The following is a 22,889-nucleotide window of genomic DNA, read 5'->3' as shown; positions in this document are numbered from 1 at the left end:
ACGGTCAGACCACGGAGAAACCGGCAGGCAGAGCACCGCGTCCCGTGAGCGCCGTCAGTACCGCTGCGGCCTGGCCGGTCAGTGCGGATATCTGCGCCGCCAGCACCGTGGCGGCCTCCAGTGCCTGCTCGGGCGGGGCGAAGTCGATTCCGGTGGCGCGCGCGATGTCCAGGCTGTGCACTGTCAATTCGAATACCCGGGTCGGTAGGTAGTTGCTCAGCCGGATGCCCAGACCGCCGATCACGGCGATCAGTGGGTCGCCGGCGCCGTCGAGATCGGTCAACACCTGGTGCAGTAGTTCGGTGACCTTGGCCGAGGGGTCCGCGCCCAGAACGCGCCCGGCCTCGCGGCCGCGCTCGACGATATCGGGGCTGCCCGCGGCATAGCCGCGCAGCAGCGCGTAGTAGTGCGCCGGCCCGGTCACATCCTCCCGCTCAGCCGGGATCCGCAGGTAGCTGCTGACGGTGATCAATGACCGTGAGGTGTGCCCGACCAACGACCTCAGATCCCAGTCGCCGAGTCCGGGGCCGTCCCAGGAAGTTGCCGGGATCAGTGCCACCAGGTCCGCGAAAGCTGTTGCCGCCGAGACGAACACCGAGTAGTCGGGTGGTGTGGTGGACGCCATATCCGCATTGTGTCACCGCATGGGCGTAGCGTCGCCGTCCATGACATCCGATCATGTGGAACAGTCGGCTGATCGTCTGGCGCGCATGCGGGCCGAGTACGGCTCGGCGGAGAAGGACGGCAGCGTCGACCTCGACGTCGACTGGCTGGACCGGGGCTGGCTGGCATTGTTCCGCGACTGGATGGCCGACGCCGTGCAGGCCGGGGTCTCCGAGCCCAACGCCATGGTGCTCGGCACGGTCGATGGGCACGGGCATCCGGTCACCCGCTCGGTGCTGTGCAAATCGATCGAGGAGACGGGCATCTCCTTCTACACCAACTACGACTCCGACAAGGGTGATCAGCTGGCCGCCGTGCCCTACGCGTCGGCGACGTTCCCCTGGTACCTGCTGGGCCGTCAGATCCACATCCGCGGCGCGGTGACGAAGGTCGACGCCGAGCACACCGCCGAGTACTGGTCGAAGCGGCCGCGCGGTTCGCAGCTCGGGGCGTGGGCGTCGCACCAGTCAAAATCGATTGCCTCGCGCACGGCGCTGCTGGAACAGTTGCGTGATGTGACCGAGCGATTCGCCGACGTACCCGAGGTGCCGGTGCCGCCGAACTGGGGCGGCTACCTGATCGCCCCGGAGGTGATCGAGTTCTGGCAGGGCCGGGAGAACCGGGTGCACAACAGGATTCGTGTCACCGGCGACCGTATCGAACGGCTCCAGCCCTGAAAGGTCTGATCGCCGACACCACACCGCTGCGCAACCCGGACTATCGCCGGCTCTGGGGCTCCAGCGTCGTCACGGTGATCGGGGCCAACCTGACCATCTTCGCGGTGCCGGTACAGCTGTACGCGCTGACGCAGAACTCGGCGTATGTCGGGCTGGCGGGTGTGTTCAGCGTCGTGCCGCTCATCGTGTTCGGCCTGTGGGGCGGAGCCTGGGCCGACGCGATGGACCGCCGGCGGCTGCTGATCATCGCGTCCTGCGGGCTGGCGGTGGCGTCGGTCCTGCTGTGGGTGCAGGCCGCCGCCGGGTTCAACAACGTCTGGCTGGTGCTGTGCCTGCTGTCGGTGCAGCAGGCGTTCTACGCGATCAATTCGCCGACCCGCTCGGCCGCCATTCCACGGATGCTGCCCGCCGATCAGCTGCCCGCCGCCAACTCGCTGAACATGACGGTGTTCCAGGCCGGCGCCATCATCGGCCCGCTGCTGGCCGGTGTGATGCTGCGGTGGGTGGACCTGTCCACGCTGTACTTCATCGACGCGCTCACCACGATCGCGCCGATCTGGGCCACCTTCCGGCTCTCGCCGATGCCGCCCGAGCATTCGGGCGACGACGACACCTCACGCTGGGGCTTCGCGGCCGTGCTGGACGGCTTCCGGTACCTCTCGGGGAACCGCGTGGTGCTCATGTCGTTCGTCGTCGACCTCATCGCGATGATCCTCGGCATGCCGCGGGCGCTGTTCCCACAGATGGCCCATGAGAACTTCGGCGGGCCGGTCGCAGGTGGGACGGCGATGGCTCTGTTGTCGGCGGCCATGGCGGTCGGCGCGGTGGCCGGCGGGGTGTTTTCCGGCTGGCTGCCGCGGGTACGCAGGCAGGGTTTGGCGGTCGTGGTGTCGATCGTGGTGTGGGGTGCGGCCATGGCCGGTTTCGGGCTGGCGGTCGGTCAGGCCACCGGCCGGCCTGACGGCTTCCTCTGGATCGCCCTGGTGCTGCTGGCCGTCGGCGGGGCCGCGGACATGGTCTCGGCGGTGTTCCGGAGCACGATCCTGCAAGAAGCGGCCTCTGACGAGCTGCGCGGCCGTCTGCAGGGTGTCTTCACCGTGGTGGTCGCGGGTGGCCCGCGAATCGCCGACGCGGTGCACGGTGCGGCGGCCGCGGTGGTGGGCACGACGGTGGCAGCGGCAGGCGGCGGTGTCCTGGTGGTGGTCGGCGTCGTCGTATCGGTCCTGGTGGTACCCGCGTTCGTCCGGTATCGGGTGGCGCGCAGATGATGGTTGACAACGGGTATATGCGACCCCCACAAGGCACATAGTTCTCTTAACGACTACCGTCTAGTCCCGGACGTTTCTCCTGTCGACACCGCAAAAGGGGTTCTAGTGGCCGACACCTCCAGCACTGACGACGTCGCCAACCTTCGGTATCCCGGAGGCGAGGTCGACCTCAAGATCGTGCGCGCTACCGAGGGGTCTGACGGTATCGAGCTCGGCTCGCTGCTGGCCAAGACCGGTTACACCACCTACGACGGTGGCTTCGTCAATACCTCGGCGACCAAGAGCGCCATCACCTACATCGACGGTGACGCCGGCATCCTGCGCTACCGCGGGTACCCGATCGAGCAGCTCGCCGAGAAGTCGAACTTCATCGAGGTCAGCTACCTGCTGATCTACGGGGAGCTGCCGACGGCCTCCGAACTCGAGTCGTTCACCAACAAGATTCAGCGGCACACCCTGCTGCACGAGGACCTCAAGCGGTTCTTCGACGGCTTCCCGCGTAACGCGCACCCGATGCCGGTGCTGTCGTCGGCGGCCAACGCGCTGAGCGCCTACTACCAGGACTCGCTCGACCCGAAGGATCCCGAGCAGGTCGAGCTGTCGACCATCCGGCTGCTGGCCAAGCTGCCGACCATCGCGGCCTACGCGTACAAGAAGTCGGTCGGTCAGCCGTTCCTCTACCCGGACAACTCGCTGAACCTGGTCGAGAACTTCCTGCGCATGACCTTCGGCCTGCCGGCCGAGCCGTACCAGGTCGACCCGGAGCTGGTCCGGGCCCTGGACATGCTGTTCATCCTGCACGCCGACCACGAGCAGAACTGTTCGACGTCGACGGTGCGGCTGGTCGGCTCGTCTCAGGCCAACCTGTTCACCTCGATCTCCGGTGGCATCAACGCGCTGTGGGGCCCGCTGCACGGCGGCGCCAACCAGGCGGTGCTGGAGATGCTGGAGAAGATCCGTACCGAGCACGGCGACGTCCGCGACTTCGTCAAGAAGGTGAAGAACCGCGAGGACGGCGTGAAGCTCATGGGCTTCGGTCACCGGGTCTACAAGAACTACGACCCGCGGGCGCGCATCGTCAAGGAGCAGGCCGACAAGATCCTCGGCAAGCTCGGCGGCGACGACGAACTGCTGGACATCGCGAAGTCGCTGGAGGAGATCGCCCTCACCGACGACTTCTTCGTCGAGCGCAAGCTGTACCCGAACGTCGACTACTACACCGGCGTGATCTACCGGGCCATGGGCTTCCCGACGCGCATGTTCACCGTGCTGTTCGCCCTGGGCCGGCTGCCGGGCTGGATCGCGCACTGGCGCGAGATGAGTGCCGACCCGAGCACCAAGATCGGCCGCCCGCGCCAGATCTACACCGGCTACACCGAGCGGGACTACCCCGCCCACTAGAGCCCGACCACAGACACGGCCCCTCCCGCATCTCGCGCGAGGGGCCGTATCTGTCTTCCCGCGAGCGTGCGGGTCTGTACTGCAACACGCCGCGTTCCGCGTGCAGTCGGAGCACGCTCGCGCGCGTCGAGCGGCCTCAAACCGCTCACTGTCGCCAATGTCACTCCGGGCCGATGTTGCCCAACCGATAGTTGTAGTTTCACAATGGTTGTGTGAATACAACTATCGACGCGCTCGACGGCCGGCGCAAGACGATCATCCTGATCTCCTGCTGCCTCAGTCTGCTGATCGTGTCGATGGACTCCACCATCGTCAACGTCGCCATTCCGTCGATCCGCGCCGACCTCGGCGCGAGCGCCACCCAGATGCAGTGGGTCGTCGACGTCTACACGCTGGTGCTGGCCTCGCTGCTGATGCTCTCTGGCGCCGCCGGCGACCGCTTCGGCCGCCGGCGGGTGTTCCAGATCGGCCTGACGGTCTTCGCGTTCGGTTCGCTGTTGTGCAGCCTGGCGCCGACCGCCGACGCGCTGATCGGTGCTCGCCTGGTTCAGGGCATCGGTGGCTCGATGCTCAACCCTGTTGCGCTGTCGATCATTTCGCAGGTCTTCACCGGCAAGGTCGAGCGGGCGCGGGCGCTCGGTTTCTGGGGCGCGGTCGTCGGTATCTCGATGGCGCTGGGCCCGACGGTCGGCGGCCTGCTGATCCACGCCATCGGCTGGCGTTCGGTGTTCTGGATCAACCTGCCGATCTGTCTGGCCGCCATCGTGCTGACCGCGGTGTTCGTCCCGGAGAGCAAGTCGGGCACCATGCGCGACGTCGATCCGGTGGGTCAGGGACTGGCGGTGCTGTTCCTGTTCGGCCTGGTCTTCACCCTCATCGAGGGGCCGGGTATGGGTTGGACCCAGCCCCGCACGCTGATCATCGCGGCGCTGGCGGCGGTCGCCCTCATCGCCTTCCTGCGCTACGAGCGGCGGCGCCACGACCCGTTCATCGATCTGCGCTTCTTCCGCAGCATCCCGTTCGCCGGGGCCACCGTCACCGCGGTGCTCGCCCTGACCGCCTGGGGTGCGTTCCTGTTCATGATGTCGTTCTACCTGCAGAACGAGCGGCACTACTCGGCCATGCACACCGGCATCATCTACCTGCCCATCGCCATTGGTGCCCTGGTGTTTTCACCGTTGTCGGGACGGATCGTCGGGCGCTACGGCGCACGCCCGTCGCTGATGGCCGCGGGCGTCTTGATGGCCTCGGCGGCGTTGATGTTGACGACGTTGACCGCGACGACGCCCATGTGGCGAGTGGTCGTCATTTTCGCGGTGTACGGCATAGGGTTCGCGATGATGAATGCGCCAGTGACCAACGCCGCGGTGAGCGGCATGCCGGTAGATCGCGCCGGCGCCGCGGCGGCTGTTACCTCCACCAGCCGGCAAGTGGGCGTGAGTATCGGTGTGGCACTGTGCGGTTCGATCGCCGGCTCGGCACTGGCCGGTAGCGGCGTCGACTTCGCCACGCAGGCCCGGCCGCTGTGGTGGATGTGCGTCGGGGTGGGTGTGGCGGTCACCGTGCTCGGCTTCATCTCGACCTCGCCGCGCGCGTTGCGCTCCGCCGAGCGACTGGCGCCGCTGATCGAGGGTTCCCGTGAGCCGGAGCCGGCCGGTGTCCACTGATCCATTGGCCGACGAGGTCTGGCAGGCCATGGCCGCCGTCGTGGTCGAGAACCGCGACAGCTGGAAACGCGCCGTGGTCGAGCAGACCGGATTGCCGTTCAGCCGCGCCCGGATTTTGCGCCGGCTGGAGGCCAAGTCGATGACGGCCAAGGAACTCGCCGCGGCGACCGGCATGGACGCACCCGCCACCACGGTGGCCATCAACGATCTCGAAGAACGCGGTTTGGTTGTGCGCCAACTGGATCCGGGCAATCGGCGGTGCAAACTGGTGTCGCTTACCGACGCCGGTGCGGCGGCGATGCGGGGCATCGACCAGATCGATGATCCAGCGCCGCCGGTATTCAGCGCGTTGAACGCCGACGAGCTGGCCACGCTCCGCGATCTGTTGAGCCGCCTGCGCCGCCACTAGGGACGCGGTTCCCGTCCACCCGCGATGAGTGCCCGACTACGGTGGTGTCCGTGGCAAACACCAAACCTGAGATCGAATTCCCGGACGGCCCGGCACCTGATTCGCTGGTGATCGAGGACCTCATCGTCGGCGACGGTGCCGAGGCGGTGCCCGGCGGCAACGTCACGGTGCACTACGTCGGCGTCGAGTACGACACCGGTGACGAGTTTGACAGCTCGTGGAACCGCGGCGAGACCATCGAGTTCCCCCTGCGCGGCCTGATCCAGGGCTGGCAGGACGGCATCCCCGGGATGCGCGTGGGCGGCCGGCGCAAGCTGACCATCCCGCCCGCACAGGCCTATGGCCCCGCCGGTGGTGGCCACCGGTTGTCCGGCAAGACGCTGATCTTCGTCATCGACCTCGTCGGCGCCCGCTGACCTGATCGACTTTCGTCGGGCTTAGGGCCCGGCGGTTGTGGCGTGTCATGGCGGCAACCTGCCGTCTCCGCAGCCGTCGGGCCCTAGGCTCGAACTTGTTTTGAGGAGGGTTGCGTGCCGGACACTGCTGACGTCACCGAGCCGTCCGGCGTCGTCCGTCGGCTGGGTACCCGCCGCGGCGTGGTTGCGCTGGTGATCGTGGTGGCCGTCGTCGCGGCGATCGGTTGGGCGGTATTCGGCACCTCAGATGAGCACCGGACCCCGAGTTCGATCGCGGCGTCCGCTGCGGCGCCGGCTCCGGCGCAGCCCGAGCTGACCTCGGCGCCCTTCGCCCTGACGCGCGACGGCAACACCATCACCCTGACGGGCAGCGTGGCCAGTACCCGGTCGAAGTCCGAACTCGCTGCCGCGGTGAAAGCGCAATGGCTGAACGCGACCCTGAACGACAAGACGAATGTCGTGGACGGTGCCGGGACTCCCGACATGTCGGCCATCGGCAACGTGCTCTCCACCGCCGATCAGATCCCGGATTTCGGATTGTCCATCGACGGCGCCACCATCACGTTGATGGGGACGGCGCCCAACCTCGACGTCGCCGGCGAAGTGCAGAGCGCTGCGGCCCTCGCGTTCCCCGGCGCGAAGCTGGCCAACAACATTCAGATTCCCGCACCGGGCGGGCCGGTGGCGCCACCCGTGCAGGCACCCTCGTCGGCACCCGCTCCCGCGCCTGCGCCTGCGCCCGCCCCGGCCCCGACCGGCGGCTCTTGCGCGAAGGTGCAGGCGGACATCACCGAGATGCTGCGCACCCCGATCAGCTTCGTCACCGGCGGGTCGCAGATGACGTCGGAGTCCCGCAAGGTGCTGCAGCAGGTTGCGGACAAGATCAAGGGTTGCCCCAACGGCGCGGTGACCGTGGTCGGCTACACCGACAACGAAGGCAGCGACGCCGTCAACCTCAAACTGAGCGACACCCGCGCCAAAGCCGTTGCCGCCGCGCTGGTTTCGAACGGAGTCCTGGCGTCGAAGGTGTCTGCCCGCGGCGCCGGGTCCGCCAACCCGATCGCCGACAACGGCACCGCGGAAGGCCGGGCGAAGAACCGCCGGGTCGAGATCACCGTCGGCTGAGACGGTACTGCGCCGACGGGCCAGATATGACACGACTTTTCGGATTTTCCGTGCAGTGATTGGCCATCCGGCGCCGGCTAGCGATGCCCAGGCAGGCGCAGCAGCAGCCGCGTGCCGCCCAGGGGGCTGGTCTCCAATGTCGCGGTGCCGCCGTGCAATTCGGCCTGCTGGGCCACCAGGGCCAGCCCCAGTCCCGAGCCTGAATGCGACGCGGTGGAGCCCCTGCTGAACCGCCCGAACACCTTCAGCCGTTCCTCTTCGGGGATGCCGCAGCCGTCGTCGTCGATGGCGATCTCGACCCCGGCCCGCGAACTGACCGCCGACAGCTGAACTTTCGACGCGCCGCCGTGCTTCACCGCGTTGGCGATCGCATTGTCCACCGAAAGCCGCAGTCCGGCAGGCAGTCCCACGATGATGATCGTCGGCGCCGGCACCAGCGACACCTCCAGATCGGGGTACACGCGCATGGCGTCGTGCGCGGCGCGGTCCAGCAGTTCGGTGATGTCCACGGGCACATGGTCATCGACGGTGGAGAGCTCGCCCTGCGCCAGCCGCTCCAGCGCCCACAGCGTGGTCTCGATGCGCGACTGGGTACGGACCACGTCGCTCAGCACTTCTTTGCGCTGCTCGTCCGGCAGATCGAGCATGGTCAGGATTTCGACGTTGGTGCGCATGGCCGTGAGCGGGGTACGCAACTCGTGCGCCGACACCGCGGCGAAGTCGCGGGCTGACGCCAGCGCGGCCTTGGTCCGGCCCTTCTCCTCCCACACGCGGTCCACCAAACCCTTGACCGCGTCGGCGATGTCGACGGCTTCGGTGGCGCCGCGGACGTCGATGTCCGGCGCCTCGCCCTCAGGGTCGATGTCGCGGGTCTGCTGGGCGAGGCGTTTGAGCGGACGCACCGCGAACGCGGCCAGCGCCCAGCCTGCCAGCGCCGCCGCGCCAATCGCGAACGCACACAAGGCGATTACCCGGCGGTGCAGGTTGTTGGTGTCGACGATCGTCGCGTCGTAGGTGGCGCCGACCGCCACCAGCATCGGGTCCGGCATGTGGATCTGCACGGTCCGCACCCGATAGCGGATGCCCTTGACGTCGGTGTCGGCGTAGCCGACGGGCAGCTCGGGCAGCACGACGTTCGAGTTCGAGCTGACCTGGCCGTTCCGGCGTGCGGTGATGACGACGTTCTCGTCGTGCGGCGGCCGCGGAATCTCGTCCAGCCCGCGCGGCAGGAACGGGATCGCGAAACCGGCCGCCTCATCGAGCCGCCGGTCCAGGCGCTCCTTGCGGTCGTTGGTGATGCCGATCCACACGATGGTGCCGACGATCCCGACCACGATGGCGGCGGCAATACCGGTGGCGAACGCGACGCGCGACTGCAGCGACGGGGTTCGGCGGAAGACCCGCGCCAGTACGTTCACGCCGCTACTGCCGTCTGTTCGTCGCGCGGGCGCTCATCACTGCTGCCTGAGTACGAACCCCACGCCGCGGACCGTGTGCAACAGTCGCGGCGCCCCGTTGGCCTCCAGCTTGCGGCGCAGGTAGCCGATGAACACGTCGACGACGTTGGTGTCGGCGGCGAAGTCGTAGCCCCACACCAACTCCAGCAGCTGGGCGCGGGACAGCACTGCGGTCTTGTGCTCTGCCAGCACGGCCAGCAGGTCGAACTCGCGCTTGGTCAGGTCGACGTCGGCGCCGTTGACCCGGGCCCGCCGGCCCGGGATGTCGACCTCGAGCGGCCCGACCGCGATGGTCTCCGACGAGAACGTCGCCGTCGCGCCCCGGCGGCGCAGCAGCGCCTTGACCCGCGCGACCAGCTCAGCCAGGACGAACGGCTTCACCAGGTAGTCGTCGGCGCCGGCTTCCAGCCCCGCGACCCGGTCGTCGACCGAGCTGCGGGCCGACAACACACAGACCGGCACGTCGTTGTCCATGGCGCGCAGCGCGGTGACGACGCTGACGCCGTCCAGCACCGGCATGTTGATGTCGAGAATGATGGCGTCCGGCCGGAATTCGGTGGCGCTGCGCAAGGCCTCGGCACCGTCGACCGCGGTCGACACCTCGAATCCGGACAGCCGCAGTCCACGCTCCAATGAGGCCAGCACGTCCGGGTCGTCGTCGACTACGAGCAGACGGGGCGAGGCGCTTCCGCTATCCATGCGCCTCATCTTGCCCGATGGCCACCTCTTATTGACGGAGGCACGTCTGGCAGCCCCTATTCGGTGCTAGCATCCGGCGCTTATGGGGCCTGAGTCGCCGCGCGTCATCGTCCAACCCGATGACGGTGTGCAGCCGGTGCGGGAGTTCATCGCATCGGCGCAGAAATCGCTGCTGATCAAACAATTCACGTTCACCGAGCCGTCGCTCGTGGCGGCGGTGATCGAGCGGCACCAGGCGGGGGTCACGGTGCGCGTCATGCTGAACCCGGCCCGCTCCGGCGGGGACCGCGCCAATGACGAGACGTTCGAACAGTTCTCGGACGCCGGAGTGAACGTGCAGTGGTCCAATCCGTCGTTCTATGTGACGCACGAGAAGTCGATCGTGGTCGACGAGACGGCCGCGCTGGTGGCCACATTCAACTTGTGCGAGAAGTACTTCACGCTCACCCGCGACTACGGCTTCATCACCACCGATGCCGAGCATGTCGCGCAGATCGTCGAGGTGTTCGACGCCGACTGGTCCCACACCGATTGGGCGCCGTCGCAGTACCACGGGCTGTTGTGGAGCAACTCGAATTCGCGGTACCACATGGCGAAATTCATCGACACCGCCGAACAACACCTGCGTATCCAGCACCCCAAGTACGTCGACGCCGTCATCCTCGATCACATCGCGGCTGCGGTGGGCCGCGGCGTGAACGTCCACGTGCTGTGCGGCGGTAAACACGGCATCAGCGAGTGGGACATCCTCGATACCTTCGCGTCGCTGCGGACCCTGCGCCGGTTCGGCGCCAAGGTGCGCAAGCAGAAGAATCTGCGCGTGCACGCCAAGCTGGTCATCGTCGACGACCGGGAGGCCCTGGTGGGGTCGATGAACATCGACCGCAGCGCCTTCGACCTGCGTCGTGAACTGGGTGTCATGGTCCACGACCCGGATGCGGTCGGGCAGCTGACCCAGGTGTTCGACGCCGACTGGGAGACCTCGCACCACTACGAGCCGCCGGATCCGCTCGACGCGTCGCAGCATCACGAGGACGACTTCCCGCACGACCCCGAGTTGGTCCATGAGTGAGCAGATCGACTCGACAGCACAACGGGTTTCGTTGTTCGAGTTGGTCCTGACGTTCAACCACATCGCGCTGGCGTCGTTCGGTGGCGGGCTGTCGGCCTGGTCCCGTGAGGTGCTGGTCGTAGAGAAGGGCTGGCTCGGGGATGCCGAGTTCCTTTCGGCCACAACGATGTGCCGCATCCTGCCCGGCGCCAATCAGGTCAACATGGCGGTGTTCGCCGGTACCAAGATGCGCGGCTTCCCGGGTGCCGCGGCCGCGGTATTCGGCTTGTGCGCCATGCCTTTGGTCATCGTGCTGGTGCTGTCGTTCGCCTACTTCCGGTTCAAGGAGGTGCCCGCCGTCAAGGGTGTGCTGCACGGCGCGTCGGCGGCCGCGGTGGCCCTGACCTTGACGATGGTGCTCAAGACCGGCCAGAAGTGCCTGACGGGCGTCGTGCCGGTCCTGTTGTTCGCCGGTGCCTTCGTGCTCAACGGCGTCTTGCGGTTTCCGTTGTTGGGGACGCTCGCGATCCTGGCTCCGCTCAGCCTGCTCTGGGCGTGGCCCCGGGATCGCGCCGCAGCGGCATGAGTACAGCAGCCCTGTCGACCTACGTCCAGCTGATCGGGCTGTTCGGCATGCTGTCGCTGCTGTCCATCGGCGGTGGCAACGTGGTGCTGCCGGAAATGCACATCAACGCCGTCAACGGCAGGCATTGGCTGACCAACAACCAGTTCGCCGACCTGTTCTCGATCTCCCAGACCGCGCCGGGGCCGAGCATCCTCATCGTGTCGATGGTCGGTTACGGCGCCGGCCTCAAAGTGGCCGGCATTCCCGGGGCGATCATCGGCGGCATCATCGCGATGATCGCGATGGTGGTGCCCGCCGCGATGTTCGTCTACGTCATCACGTTGATCTGGCAGAAGGCCGAGCGCTCCAAGCTCCGCCGCGCCGTCGAGAAGGGTTTCGCCCCGCTGACGGTCGGGCTCATCCTGGCGGCGTCGCTGGTCATGAGCCGTGCCGCCGACCATGACTGGCGCGCCTACACCGTCACGGCGGTGTGCACCGTGATCTTCATGCTCACCAAGCTCAACCCGCTGATCGTGGTCGCCGCGGCCGGCGTGGTGGGGTACCTGGGTTTCATCTGACCGGAGCCAGCTGAGCTGGTCGCCCCGCCGCGCCGCGGGATTGTCGGTGGCACATGGGAGCATTGAAGTTGTTGTGTCAGATGTAGCCCCGCCCCTGCAGTCGGCTCCGGTGATCGCCCCGGTGCCGGGGCGGCAGCGTGCGTCGGCGGACCTGCTGCGCTTGTTGCCGTACCTCGGGCCGTATCGCGCTCGCTGGGTTGCGATGCTGCTCACCGCGTTCGTCGGGCTGGGTGTGACGGTGTCGATCCCGCTGGTGACCAAGGCGGTGATCGACGGCCCGGTGCGGCACCAGGATCAGCAGGGCCTGTGGGTGCTCGGTTCCGCCGCGCTGGCGCTGGGGCTCGTCGAGGCGGTGCTGTGGTTCATCCGGCGCTGGCTCGGGGCCCGCGCGACCATGGGCGTCGAGGCCGACATCCGCAAGGAGCTCTACGCGCGGCTGCAGATTCTGCCGATGTCGTTCCACCGGCAGTGGCAGTCCGGGCAATTGCTGTCCCGCGTGATGAACGACCTTGGCACGATTCGCCAATTCCTCGGATTCGGCCTGCTGTTCTTGGTGCTCAACACGATTCAGATCATCGTGGTGACGGGCATCCTGCTGGCCATGTACTGGCCGCTGGGTGTGGTGGTGCTGGTGTCGGTGCTGCCGGTGACGGTGACGATCTTCAGGTTCGAGCGGCAGTTCAGCCGGCTGTCGCGGCAGGCACAGGATCAATCCGGCCATGTGGCAACGCATGTCGAGGAGTCGGCGCTGGGCCTGCGGGTGATCAAGTCGTTCGGCCGCGAGGACTATGTCTACGAGCGGTTCGACGAGCGGGCCACGGCCCTGTACGACGCCGAGGTCGGCAAGGTGGCGGTGTCGGCGCGGTTCTGGACGCTGCTCGAGGTCATCCCCAACCTGACGCTGATCGTGGTGCTGGGGTTCGGCGCGTACGCCGCCGGGCACGGCCTGGTGACCATGGGCACGCTGGTCGCGTTCATCACCATGATGCTGTCGCTGGTCTGGCCCATCTCATCGCTGGGCTTCCTGCTGTCGATGATGCAGGAGTCGATGACCGCGGCCAATCGCGTCGCCGAGATCTTCGACGCGCCAGTGGATATCAGCGACGGACCGGTCAACACCGCGCCGCGCGGTGGGCACCTCGAATTGCGTGACGTCGGCTTCCGCTTCCCCGACGCGGCGCCCGACGACTGGGCGCTGCGCCACGTCTCGGTGACGGTGGAACCGGGCCAGACGCTGGCCCTCGTCGGCGCGACCGGATCAGGGAAATCAGTTCTGGCGGCGCTGTTCTCGCGGCTGTACGACGTCACCGAGGGCGCCATCCTGCTCGACGGCCGTGACATCCGTGAGCTGTCGCTGCCCGCCCTGCGTAGCGCCGTGGCCACGGCCTTCGAGGACCCGACGCTGTTCTCCATGTCCGTCGTCGAGAACCTCACCCTCGGCCGCGGTGCCGACGATCCCGCCACCGACGACGAGATTCACGCGGCCATCGACATCGCCGCCGCTCGCTTCGTCTACGACCTGCCGTTCGGGCTGGACACCCGCATCGGTGAGCAGGGCATGAGCCTGTCCGGCGGTCAGCGCCAACGTCTTTCGCTGGCCCGCGCCATCCTGGCCGCGCCGGCGTTGCTGGTGCTCGACGACACCCTCTCGGCCCTGGACATGCACACCGAAGCCGAGGTCACCGTCGCGCTGCGACGGGTGCTGACGTCGGTGACCGGCATCGTGGTGGCGCACCGGGCGTCGACCGTGCTGCTGGCCGACCGGGTGGCACTGCTGCAGAACGGCACCATCACCCGCATCGGCACCCACACCGAATTGTTGGCGCAGGCACCCGAATACCGCTATCTGCTGTCGGCCGACGACGCGCTCGACGACGGCGCCGAATGCAGCTGCGACTGGGAGCAGGACGCCGAGCGCGAACGGCTCGAGCAGCTGTATCTCGAGCAGAGCGACGAAGCCGAAGAGGTGCGCAGGCGATGAGCACCGAGAGCTGGCGCGGGCAGACCGTCGAGGCGGCTCAGGACCTGCCCATCGACGAGAACGTGTCGCGGCGCCGCGAGGCCCGTGCCCTGCTGGGTTCGCTGCTGAAGCCGTACCGGGTAGCGGTCCTGCTCCTGGGTCTGGTCGTGGTGGTGGAAAACGCTGCACGCCTGTCGGTTCCGCTGCTGGTGCAGCGCGGCATCGACCACGGCATCCCGCCGATCCTGCAGGGCGGCCCGGCCCGCGAACTGCTGCAGGTGGTGGCGGCACTGTGCGTTGTGGTGGTGCTGCAGGCCAGTTTCCGGCTGTTCTTCCTGAATCGGTCGGGGCGCATCGGACAGAAGGTGCTGCTGGAACTGCGCCGCCGGGTGTACCGGCAGTTCCAGCGCCTCGACGTGGCTTTCCACGACCGCTACACGTCGGGCCGCGTGGTGAGCCGGTCCACCAACGACATCGAAGCCATCCAGACCATGCTGTCGACGGGTTTCGACAGCCTCATCACTGCCGTGCTCACTTTGGGCGGCACCGCCGTGCTGCTGGTGACCCTGGACGTGCGGCTCGGACTGATGTGCCTGGGCGCCTTCCCGCTTCTGGTGTTGTTGGTCGCCTGGTTCCGCCGCGAGTCGTCCAGGACGTACCGCGTCGTCCGGGAACGGGCGGCGCTGGTGATCGTCCAGTTCGTCGAAACCATGACGGGCATCAAAGCCGTGCAGGCGTACCGCCGCGAGCCGCGAAACCAGGAGATCTTCGACGACGTCGTCGACGACTACCGCGTCATCAACGAACGCACCATGACTCTGCTCGCGGTGTTCATGCCCGGGGTCAAGCTGGTCGGCAACATCACCACCGGCCTGGTGCTGCTGTACGGCGGATACCTGGTGCTGCACGGCCGGATGACCATCGGCACGCTGACGGCCTTCCTGTTGTACCTGCGCATGTTCTTCGAACCGATGCAAGAGATTTCGCAGTTCTTCAACACATTCCAGTCCGCCGCCTCGGCGCTGGAGAAGCTGGCCGGGGTACTCGGTCAGCAGCCGGCGATCATGGATCCCGCCGACCCCGTCACCCTCACCGCGGTGAAGGGGGACATTGCTTTTCGCGGGGTCAGCTTCGGCTACACCACGGAGCGGCCGGTGCTGCCGGAATTGAATCTGACGGTGCCCGCGGGGCAGACCGTCGCCCTCGTCGGTGCCACCGGTGCGGGCAAGACGACGATCGCCAAACTCATCGCCCGCTTCTATGACCCGGTCACCGGCACCGTGACCCTCGACGGCATCGATCTGCGCTCGATCGCCCAAGCCGAGCTGCGCCGGCATGTCGTGATGGTGACGCAGGAGAACTTCATGTTCGCCGGCAGCGTCGCCGACAACATCCGGTTCGGCCGCCCCGACGCCACCGACGCCGAGATTCGTGCGGCGGCGGAAGCCGTTGGCGCCGACCGGTTCATCGACAACCTGCCCGACGGCTACGACACGGACGTCGCCAATCGGGGCGGAAGGCTGTCGGCGGGCCAACGCCAGTTGATCGCGTTCGCCCGGGCGTTCCTCGCCGACCCCAAGGTGCTGATCCTGGACGAGGCAACGTCCTCGCTGGACATCCCCACCGAGCGCCTGGTGCAGCGCGCACTGGCCACCATCCTCGCCGGGCGCACCGCGCTGGTGATCGCCCACCGGCTCTCCACCGTGCAATCGGCGGACCGGGTGCTGGTCCTCGATGGCGGACGCATCGTAGAAGACGGTGCGCCCGACGATCTGGTCGCACAGAACGGGCGGTACGCCGCGCTGCACCGCGCCTGGATCGACTCGCTGGCCTGACCGGTCAGGGGATCAGTCGCAACTGCCGCGCCTTCGACACCGCCTCGTGGCGGGTGTGGGTGCCGAGTTTCGTTGCGGCACTGCGCAGGTAGCTCTTGACTGTCTCGGGCTTCAACGAGAGCCGCTGTGCCGCTTCGGTGTTGGTGCAGCCCAGCGCGATCTGCGCAAGTACGTCAAGTTCCCGTGGACTCAGTGGACTGGCCGGCGCCGGTCCGCCGGCCAGGGACTCGGCCAGCCGGTCCGCGAGATGACCCAGGTGCGCCGGCGCGACGTGCTCGCCACCGGCCGCCAGTCGACGCAGCTCGGCGTGCACCTCACGGATGTGTTCGGCGTTGACCACGGTGTCGGTGGACGGGGCCTGTTGCAGCCGCAGCCGGCGGTCCACCTCGTCGCGGATGGCCAGTTCGTCGGCCAGCCGCTGGGCCGACGTCATCATCAGGTCGATGGCCCGTCCGCCGAACGGTGCGGCGGAGCGGTACGCGCCGTAGAGCACGGCCCGGGTCTGCCCGTCGACGACGACGGGCACCGACAGGATCGACCGGATGCCCTCGGACAGCACCGGCATGTCGTAGTCGTGGGTGATCGACGGCGCGCGCCGGTAGTCGGCCACCGCCAGCGGCTGGCCAGACACCATGCTGGCCCCGCCGAGCCCGAGCGTCGACCGCACCACCAGGCCCCGCAGCCTGCCGGTCCGGGTGCCGTAGAACTCGGTGAGCAGCAGCGCGTCGTCGTGCACCTCGCCGCCGAACATCACCGGCACCGCGCCCTCGGTCCCGATCCGTCGCAGCTCAGCGCGCACGGCGTCGGTGTCGCGCGGACGCAGCAGAGTCGGGCCGGTGGTCACGGTCAGTACCCTCTTTCGGGGGTAGCGGGCGGGTACGTGTGACGTAGATCCTACGTTCATGGCGACAGACGCTGGGATCACGACCAACACCGAGCAGTATCGCGCCGCGCGGGACCGGCTGGTGACATCGATCGGTGACTACGCGCAGGCCGTCGACACCTTCCGCTGGCCGCGGCTGACCGGCACGTTCAACTGGGCCACCGACTGGTTCGACGTCATTGCCCGCAGTCCGGAGCGCGCCGCCCAGGTGGCGCTGTGGATCACCGAAGAGGGCGGTGCCGAGCAGCGGTACACCTTCGCGGAGATGGCCGACCGGTCCGACCAGGTGGCGACGTGGCTGCGGTCGCTCGGCGTGGGCAAGGGCGACCGGGTGATCGTGATGCTCGGCAACCAGGTCGAGCTCTGGGAGTCGATGCTGGCGGTGGCGAAGCTCGGCGCGGTGGTGATGCCGACGACCGGCGCGCTGGGCCCGGCCGATCTGGCGGACCGGATCACCCGCGGCGGGGCGGGCTTCGTGGTGGCGGGCGCTGCCGACGCCGACAAGTTCGCGTCCGTCGATGGGCAGTACACCGGGATCGTCGTCGGGGATTCGGCGCCGGGCTGGCACCGCTACGCCGATGCCTATCACGTGGTTTCGGCGGGTCCGTTCGCCGCTGTCACCGAGGTGGACGATCCGCTGCTGGTGTACTTCACCTCGGGTACCACCAGCAAGCCCAAACTTGTTGAACATTCGCAGATTTCGTATCCGGTCGGGCATCTGTCCACGATGGCCTGGATCGGGGTGACGCCGGGCGATGTGCACCTGGCGATCAGCTCGCCGGGCTGGGCCAAGCACGCCTGGAGTTGTGTGTTCGCGCCGTGGATCGCCGAGGCGACCATCTTCGTCTACAACTACGGCCGCTTCGACGCCGCTGCACTCATGGGGCAGTTGCGTCGCGCCGGCGTCAACACTTTCTGTGCGCCGCCGACGGTGTGGCGGATGCTGATCCAAGCCGATCTCGGCGCCAAACCCGAAGGGCTGCGGGAGATTCTGGGTGCCGGGGAGCCGCTGAACCCCGATGTCATCGCGAAGGTACAGGACGCCTGGGGTCTGACGATCCGCGACGGCTTCGGGCAGACCGAGACCACCCTGCTGGTGGGCAACACCCCGGGGCAACCCGTGAAGGCCGGTTCGATGGGGCGGCCGATGCCGGGGGTGCCGGTGCTGCTGGTCGACCCGGTGACCGGCGAGCCGGCCGACGAGGGCGAGCTCTGCCTGGAGCTGAGCGCCCACCCGCTGAACCTGATGACGGGCTATCTCGGTGACCCGCAACGGAATGCGGACGTCATGGCGGGCGGCTACTACCACACCGGTGACGTGGCCTCCCGTGACAGCGACGGCTACATCACCTATATCGGCCGCACCGACGACGTGTTCAAGTCGTCGGATTACAAGGTGTCGCCGTTCGAGCTGGAGAGCGTGCTCATCGAGCATCCGGCGGTGGTGGAGGCCGCCGTGGTGCCCCAGCCCGATGACACCAGGCTCGCCGTGCCGAAGGCGTATGTCTGCCTGGCCGCGGGCTGGAGCGCCGACGAGGAAACCGCAAGGTCCATCATGGAATTCGCCCGCGATCACCTGGCGCCGTACCTCAAGGTCCGCCGGGTCGAATTCGGCGATCTTCCGAAGACGATTTCCGGGAAGATCCGACGCGTGGACCTGCGCAAGCGCGAAGATCAAGCGCATGCGGCCGGCACCCCGATCGCATCGGAGTACCGCTACGAGGACCTGGTGAACTGATGCTGAGCTACGACGCGGGGCCGACCGACACCCCGATCCTGGAAGAGACCATCGGGGCCAACTTCGAGCGCACCGTCGCCGCCTACCCCGACACCCTGGCGTTGGTCGACCGCGGACAAGGCCTGCGGTACACCTACGCCGAGTTGAATGCCGAAGTCGATCTGATCGCCCGGGGCTTGCTGGCCCGCGGCATCGAGAAGGGTGACCGGGTCGGCATCTGGTCACCGAACTGTGCGCAGTGGATCGTGACGCAGCTCGCGACGGCCAAGATCGGCGCCATTCTCGTCAACGTCAATCCGGCGTACCGGGTGCACGAACTGGCCTACGCGCTCAACCAATCCGGGATGCGCATGCTGATCTCGGCGACGTCGTTCAAGACGTCCGACTACGCGGCGATGATCGAGGAGGTGCGTCCGCAGGTACCCAGCCTGACTGACGTCGTCTACCTGGACAGCGCCGACTGGGGTGAGTTACGTTCCGGCAGCGCGGCTGTCGGCGCCGATGCCTTGGCGGCGCGGCATGCCACGCTGTCCAACACCGATCCGATCAACATCCAATACACCTCAGGGACAACGGGATTCCCCAAGGGGGCGACGCTGTCGCACCGCAACATCCTGAACAATGGCTACTTCACCACGGAGGGCATCAACCTGCAGGCGGGGGAGCGGTTGTGCGTTCCGGTGCCGTTCTACCACTGCTTCGGCATGGTGATGGGTGTGCTCGGCTGTATGAGTCATGGTGCAGCGGTGGTGATTCCGGCCCCCGGTTTCGATCCCGCTGCCACGCTCGATGCCGTCGAAGCCGAGCAGTGCACAGGCGTCTACGGGGTGCCGACGATGTTCATCGCCATGCAGAACCACCCGTCGTTCGCTGGACGGGACCTGTCGAGCCTGCGCACCGGCATCATGGCCGGCTCGGTGTGCCCCGTTGAGGTGATGAAGCACTGCGTCGCCGACATGCACATGGCCGAGGTGGCCATCGCCTACGGCATGACCGAGACCTCGCCGGTGTCCTGCCAGACGCTCATCGACGACGACCTGGACCGCCGCACCGCGACCATCGGCCGGGCGCATCCCCACATCGAGGTGAAGGTCGTCAACCCGGAAACCGGTGAGACGGTGGAGCGCGGCGAGCCGGGCGAGTTCTGCACCCGCGGTTACTCGGTGATGCTCGGGTACTGGAACAACGACGAAAAGACCAGGGAAGCCATCGATCCCGAAGGCTGGATGCACACCGGCGATCTCGCGGTGATGCGCGAAGACGGCTACTGCGCCATCGTCGGCCGGATCAAGGACATGGTGATCCGTGGTGGCGAGAACGTGTATCCGCGCGAGATCGAGGAATTTCTGTACACCCACCCGGACATCGAGGACGCCCAGGTGATCGGCGTACCCGACGCCCGCTACGGCGAAGAGATCTGCGCGTGGCTGCGGATGCGCCCGGGGGCCGAGCCGCTCGACGCCACGGCAATCCGGGAATTCACAGCAGATCGACTGGCACACTTCAAGATTCCACGCTATGTGCACATCGTCGACGAGTTCCCGATGACGATCACCGGCAAGGTCCGCAAGGTCGACATGCGCGCCGAGAGCATCCGCATCTTCGGCCTCGAACAGCCCTGAATTGGAGCCGTTGGCTCTGCGCCTACGCACACTGGCTCTCGAACCTATGTGACGTAGGCGCAAGGTCAACGCGGAAATCGTCCGCCCTCCTCGGCGTCTTCGACCCCGAGCTGTCACAAGACCGGACATTGTCAGCCGATGGTGACAGCCTCAGATCGCAAGTGTTGCAACAGAGTCCGTGAACCATGGCCACGACCTCGACTCCGTCACGAATGTGCGCGTGGATCGTGATTCTCGGTGGAATCGAGATCTGCACGCACCCTCGGGGTCACCGGCATCACAGCCCCCAAGTTGACGGGTCCGCGCACCGGGGTTACCTTGGGTTGGTCAGCACCTCGCTAGGCGAGGCTCCTGAACGAACAGAAGCCACTGATCCGACGACGTCGAGAGACGCCCAGGGTCAGGACAGGTCTCCCCGGATTAAGGGGTTACCCAAAGTGGCTATCCGCTCGCGGATTACGTCGTTCAGTGCCGAAGCTCTGACGAGAGGGGTGTAAGTGGCACCGAGTTTTATCGGGTTCTTGATGCCGAGTTCGGATGCTGCGTCCTCCCCTGCGTGTTGTCATAGATATGCGTGACACAACTGCCCCGACCGGGGCCTGGCAGCGAGGAGGTGAGGGGCGAATGAAACCTGGCGATGGTCCGAGTTCCAGTCCGGAGCGAAAACCCAACGTGAACAACTTCATTCAAGCTCTCCCGCAGCCCTGCCAACTCGTCATCGGGATGGTCGTCTGACCGACGGCGCCTGATCGATGCGCGCTGTTGTTGGCCCGCGGGACTGATCCCGACAGGAGCCCTGTCATGACCGTATTTCGTATCACCTCAGTCCGTCGTATCGCCCGGATGGTGCACACCCGCACGCACCTGACTCCGCAGGAACGGCACAACCTTCAGATGTCGCAGACGCCGCTCGCGGTGATCTCGGCTTCCCTTGGGGCACACCCCGACTTCTGACCGTTCGGCCGCACGGTCCGCCCCCCCCTTGTCGGGGGGGGGGCACCCCTGCTGTGCTGCCATTCTCCCCGAGAGGAATCTCGCCATGGCTCTCTTCGCTCGCACGCCGCGACCCGCCGGTGGAACGCCTGTGACCCAACATGATTCACCGAGCACCGCAGTGCTCGACACCGCACACGTCGGCGATATCGTCGGCGCGCTCGGCACCATCCGCACCGACGAGACCACGACGGGTCGCAGCCGCTGGCAGCGACTGAAGATGCTGCTGGTCGTGATGGGGCCCGGCCTCATCGTCATGGTCGGCGACAACGACGCCGGCGGTGTCGCCACCTACGCGCAGGCCGGCCAGAACTACGGCATGGCGCTGATGTGGACGCTGGCACTGCTGATCCCGGTGCTGTACGTCAACCAGGAGATGGTGGTCCGGCTCGGTGCGGTCGCCGGCGTGGGACACGCGCGGCTGATCTTCGCCCGGTTCGGCAAGTTCTGGGGTGCGTTCAGTGTCGGTGACCTGTTCATCGTGAACGCGCTGACGATCGTCACCGAATTCGTCGGTGTGTCAATGGCGTTGAACTACTTCGGCCTGCCCAAGTCGATCTCGGTGCCGCTCGCGGCGGTGCTGCTGTTCGCCGTGGTGGCCGGTGGTTCGTTCCGCCGTTGGGAGCGTTTCATTTTCGCGCTGATCGCCATCAACATCGTGATCTTCCCGTTGGCGTTCATCGTGCACCCGTCGGCAGCGGACACCGCGCGTGGATTGGTCCCGTCGTTCCCCGGCGGCCTGAACTCGACGCTGTTGCTGCTGATCGTCGCGATCGTCGGCACCACCGTCGCGCCGTGGCAGCTGTTCTTCCAGCAGTCCAACATCGTCGACAAGCGGTTGACCCCCAAGTGGATTCGCTACGAGCGGGTCGACCTGTGGATCGGCATCGTCGTGGTGATGGTGGGCGCGGTCGCAATCATGGCCGCTGCCGCGTTCGGGCTCGGTGGCACCGCCGCAGCCGGGAACTTCACCGACGCGGGCGACGTGGCAACGCAATTGGGCCAGCACGTGTCTCACACCGCCGGCGCGCTGTTCGCCATCCTGCTGCTCGACGCTTCGCTCATCGGGGCCAACGCCGTTGGACTGGCCACCACCTACGCACTCGGCGACACCTTGGGCAAGCGGCACTCGCTGCACTGGAAGGTCAGTGAGGCGCCCGCCTTCTACCTGGGCTACGCCGCGCTGCTCGCGGTGGCGGCGGCGGTGTCGTTCAGCCCGGATCACGTACTGGGCCTGCTGACTCAGGGCGTCCAGGCACTGGCCGGGGTGCTGCTGCCGTCGGCGACGGTGTTCCTGGTGCTGCTGTGCAACGACAAGGCCGTGCTGGGTCCGTGGGTCAACACGATGCGGCAGAACATCATGGCCGGCGTGATCGTCTGGGCGTTGGTGTTGCTGTCCTTGGCGCTGACGGCCGCGACGTTCTTCCCCAATCTGACTGCCGGACAACTTGAGTGGGGCTTCGGTGCCGGTGCGGCCGTCGGCGTGCTCGGTGGGGTGGCCATCGCCGGTGCGGGGCTGCGGTCGCGGCGCACGCAACGGAAGCAGGCCGCCGTGGCGGTCGCCGCCGAACTGGGTGGCCTGGACCCCGAGCAGGTGGAAGATCTGGACGAGCAGCCCGACGATCGCAAAGTCCGGAAGGCGCTGCGGAACCAGGAGCGGGACAGCTTCCGCACGCCTGCCCTGGACACCCTGGACCGGCCGGCCTGGTCGCCGCTGCGGGTGGCCGGCATGGTGGCACTGCGCGGCTACCTGCTGGTGGCGGTGGTGCTCGTCGGGGTGAAGGTCGCCGAGGCGATCACCGGCTAGACGCGGTTGGGTGGGGCACGGTGGCCGTGCTGCCGTGCCCCACCTCGCGTCGATTTCGCAACCCTCGGCACGCTG

At 67.2% G+C, this 22,889-nt stretch carries 20 protein-coding genes and 1 riboswitch; of the genes, 16 read left to right on the top strand and 4 right to left on the bottom strand.

Going from position 1 to position 22,889, the window contains the following annotated elements:
- Positions 1 to 4: 4 nt before the first annotated feature.
- Positions 5 to 625 (bottom strand): maleylpyruvate isomerase N-terminal domain-containing protein, encoded by a 621-nt coding sequence (locus tag AC1U2B_RS12540; RefSeq protein WP_480217050.1) that lies wholly within the window; start codon positions 623 to 625, stop codon positions 5 to 7.
- 40 nt (positions 626 to 665) lie between these two features.
- Between AC1U2B_RS12540 and pdxH the strand changes: the two genes are divergently transcribed.
- The 7 genes from pdxH to arfA all read left to right on the top strand — a co-directional run bounded on the left by pdxH (position 666) and on the right by arfA (position 7,626).
- The gene (gene pdxH / locus AC1U2B_RS12535; protein WP_390892731.1) at positions 666 to 1,340 is read left to right on the top strand and encodes a pyridoxamine 5'-phosphate oxidase; all 675 of its coding nucleotides are present in this window, start codon (positions 666 to 668) and stop codon (positions 1,338 to 1,340) included.
- Entirely contained in the window at positions 1,337 to 2,608 is a 1,272-nt protein-coding gene (locus AC1U2B_RS12530) for an MFS transporter (RefSeq protein WP_480217295.1), read from the top strand. Before pdxH ends, AC1U2B_RS12530 begins: the two co-directional genes overlap by 4 nt.
- A 105-nt stretch (positions 2,609 to 2,713) precedes the next feature.
- On the top strand, positions 2,714 to 4,009 hold the full coding sequence (locus AC1U2B_RS12525) for a citrate synthase (protein ID WP_043390565.1): 1,296 nt from the start codon (positions 2,714 to 2,716) through the stop codon (positions 4,007 to 4,009).
- 212 nt (positions 4,010 to 4,221) lie between these two features.
- Positions 4,222 to 5,676 (top strand): MFS transporter, encoded by a 1,455-nt coding sequence (locus AC1U2B_RS12520; protein ID WP_480217049.1) that lies wholly within the window; start codon positions 4,222 to 4,224, stop codon positions 5,674 to 5,676.
- Complete coding sequence (locus AC1U2B_RS12515; protein ID WP_480217048.1) at positions 5,666 to 6,085, top strand: MarR family winged helix-turn-helix transcriptional regulator; 420 nt, start codon at positions 5,666 to 5,668, stop codon at positions 6,083 to 6,085. Before AC1U2B_RS12520 ends, AC1U2B_RS12515 begins: the two co-directional genes overlap by 11 nt.
- A gap of 50 nt (positions 6,086 to 6,135) precedes the next feature.
- Complete coding sequence (locus AC1U2B_RS12510) at positions 6,136 to 6,501, top strand: FKBP-type peptidyl-prolyl cis-trans isomerase (RefSeq protein WP_043390939.1); 366 nt, start codon at positions 6,136 to 6,138, stop codon at positions 6,499 to 6,501.
- Positions 6,502 to 6,615: 114 nt separating this feature from the next.
- The gene (gene arfA, locus AC1U2B_RS12505; protein ID WP_480217047.1) at positions 6,616 to 7,626 is read left to right on the top strand and encodes a channel-forming protein ArfA/OmpATb; all 1,011 of its coding nucleotides are present in this window, start codon (positions 6,616 to 6,618) and stop codon (positions 7,624 to 7,626) included.
- Positions 7,627 to 7,703: 77 nt separating this feature from the next.
- On the opposite strand, the gene AC1U2B_RS12500 is transcribed toward arfA, so the two are convergent.
- Positions 7,704 to 9,044 carry a sensor histidine kinase gene (locus AC1U2B_RS12500; protein WP_480217046.1) on the bottom strand — a complete coding sequence of 447 codons (1,341 nt, stop codon included), beginning with the start codon at positions 9,042 to 9,044 and terminating at the stop codon, positions 7,704 to 7,706.
- A 36-nt stretch (positions 9,045 to 9,080) separates the two neighbouring features.
- Positions 9,081 to 9,782, bottom strand: coding sequence for a response regulator transcription factor (locus AC1U2B_RS12495; protein WP_043390574.1), 702 nt, complete (start codon positions 9,780 to 9,782; stop codon positions 9,081 to 9,083).
- Between the two features lie 82 nt (positions 9,783 to 9,864).
- On the opposite strand from AC1U2B_RS12495, the gene AC1U2B_RS12490 reads away from it, so the two are divergent.
- From AC1U2B_RS12490 to AC1U2B_RS12470, 5 genes are all read left to right on the top strand, one after another.
- The gene (locus AC1U2B_RS12490; protein ID WP_480217045.1) at positions 9,865 to 10,854 is read left to right on the top strand and encodes a phospholipase D-like domain-containing protein; all 990 of its coding nucleotides are present in this window, start codon (positions 9,865 to 9,867) and stop codon (positions 10,852 to 10,854) included.
- The gene (locus AC1U2B_RS12485) at positions 10,847 to 11,419 is read left to right on the top strand and encodes a chromate transporter (RefSeq protein ID WP_480217044.1); all 573 of its coding nucleotides are present in this window, start codon (positions 10,847 to 10,849) and stop codon (positions 11,417 to 11,419) included. Before AC1U2B_RS12490 ends, AC1U2B_RS12485 begins: the two co-directional genes overlap by 8 nt.
- Entirely contained in the window at positions 11,416 to 11,976 is a 561-nt protein-coding gene (locus AC1U2B_RS12480) for a chromate transporter (RefSeq protein ID WP_480217043.1), read from the top strand. The genes AC1U2B_RS12485 and AC1U2B_RS12480 overlap by 4 nt, the downstream gene beginning before the upstream one ends.
- Positions 11,977 to 12,049: 73 nt before the next feature.
- The gene (locus AC1U2B_RS12475) at positions 12,050 to 13,957 is read left to right on the top strand and encodes an ABC transporter ATP-binding protein (RefSeq protein ID WP_480217042.1); all 1,908 of its coding nucleotides are present in this window, start codon (positions 12,050 to 12,052) and stop codon (positions 13,955 to 13,957) included.
- Positions 13,954 to 15,771 carry an ABC transporter ATP-binding protein gene (locus AC1U2B_RS12470; protein ID WP_480217041.1) on the top strand — a complete coding sequence of 606 codons (1,818 nt, stop codon included), beginning with the start codon at positions 13,954 to 13,956 and terminating at the stop codon, positions 15,769 to 15,771. Before AC1U2B_RS12475 ends, AC1U2B_RS12470 begins: the two co-directional genes overlap by 4 nt.
- Positions 15,772 to 15,775: 4 nt before the next feature.
- On the opposite strand, the gene AC1U2B_RS12465 is transcribed toward AC1U2B_RS12470, so the two are convergent.
- Positions 15,776 to 16,615 carry a LuxR C-terminal-related transcriptional regulator gene (locus tag AC1U2B_RS12465; RefSeq protein WP_480217040.1) on the bottom strand — a complete coding sequence of 280 codons (840 nt, stop codon included), beginning with the start codon at positions 16,613 to 16,615 and terminating at the stop codon, positions 15,776 to 15,778.
- Positions 16,616 to 16,673: 58 nt separating this feature from the next.
- On the opposite strand from AC1U2B_RS12465, the gene AC1U2B_RS12460 reads away from it, so the two are divergent.
- The 4 genes from AC1U2B_RS12460 (at position 16,674) to AC1U2B_RS12445 (ending at position 22,814) form a co-directional block, all read left to right on the top strand.
- Complete coding sequence (locus AC1U2B_RS12460) at positions 16,674 to 18,392, top strand: AMP-binding protein (protein ID WP_480217039.1); 1,719 nt, start codon at positions 16,674 to 16,676, stop codon at positions 18,390 to 18,392.
- Positions 18,392 to 20,014: an AMP-binding protein gene (locus AC1U2B_RS12455; protein WP_480217038.1), complete on the top strand. Its 1,623-nt coding sequence runs from the start codon at positions 18,392 to 18,394 to the stop codon at positions 20,012 to 20,014. The genes AC1U2B_RS12460 and AC1U2B_RS12455 overlap by 1 nt, the downstream gene beginning before the upstream one ends.
- Positions 20,015 to 20,341: 327 nt before the next feature.
- Positions 20,342 to 20,512, top strand: a riboswitch (M-box (ykoK) riboswitch).
- Positions 20,513 to 20,815: 303 nt separating this feature from the next.
- Positions 20,816 to 20,968 carry a hypothetical protein gene (locus tag AC1U2B_RS12450; RefSeq protein WP_156127081.1) on the top strand — a complete coding sequence of 51 codons (153 nt, stop codon included), beginning with the start codon at positions 20,816 to 20,818 and terminating at the stop codon, positions 20,966 to 20,968.
- 85 nt (positions 20,969 to 21,053) lie between these two features.
- A complete protein-coding gene (locus tag AC1U2B_RS12445; RefSeq protein ID WP_480217037.1) occupies positions 21,054 to 22,814 on the top strand; it encodes an NRAMP family divalent metal transporter in 1,761 nt (586 codons plus the stop codon).
- Positions 22,815 to 22,889 lie beyond the last annotated feature (75 nt).

This window comes from Mycolicibacterium sp. P4_G11 (assembly GCF_056555145.1).
This window is presented reverse-complemented; position numbering and strand designations above follow the sequence as displayed.

Excerpts from the sequence above, each read along its gene's own strand:
- AC1U2B_RS12490 (WP_480217045.1), top strand. The coding sequence starts at position 9,865 with ATGGGGCCTGAGTCGCCGCGCGTCATCGTCCAACCCGATGACGGTGTG.
- AC1U2B_RS12455 (WP_480217038.1), top strand. The coding sequence starts at position 18,392 with ATGCTGAGCTACGACGCGGGGCCGACCGACACCCCGATCCTGGAAGAG.
- AC1U2B_RS12540 (WP_480217050.1), bottom strand. The coding sequence starts at position 625 with ATGGCGTCCACCACACCACCCGACTACTCGGTGTTCGTCTCGGCGGCA.
- AC1U2B_RS12450 (WP_156127081.1), top strand. The coding sequence starts at position 20,816 with ATGACCGTATTTCGTATCACCTCAGTCCGTCGTATCGCCCGGATGGTG.
- AC1U2B_RS12485 (WP_480217044.1), top strand. The coding sequence starts at position 10,847 with ATGAGTGAGCAGATCGACTCGACAGCACAACGGGTTTCGTTGTTCGAG.
- AC1U2B_RS12460 (WP_480217039.1), top strand. The coding sequence starts at position 16,674 with ATGGCGACAGACGCTGGGATCACGACCAACACCGAGCAGTATCGCGCC.
- AC1U2B_RS12495 (WP_043390574.1), bottom strand. The coding sequence starts at position 9,782 with ATGGATAGCGGAAGCGCCTCGCCCCGTCTGCTCGTAGTCGACGACGAC.
- AC1U2B_RS12480 (WP_480217043.1), top strand. The coding sequence starts at position 11,416 with ATGAGTACAGCAGCCCTGTCGACCTACGTCCAGCTGATCGGGCTGTTC.
- AC1U2B_RS12470 (WP_480217041.1), top strand. The coding sequence starts at position 13,954 with ATGAGCACCGAGAGCTGGCGCGGGCAGACCGTCGAGGCGGCTCAGGAC.
- pdxH (WP_390892731.1), top strand. The coding sequence starts at position 666 with ATGACATCCGATCATGTGGAACAGTCGGCTGATCGTCTGGCGCGCATG.
- AC1U2B_RS12445 (WP_480217037.1), top strand. The coding sequence starts at position 21,054 with ATGGCTCTCTTCGCTCGCACGCCGCGACCCGCCGGTGGAACGCCTGTG.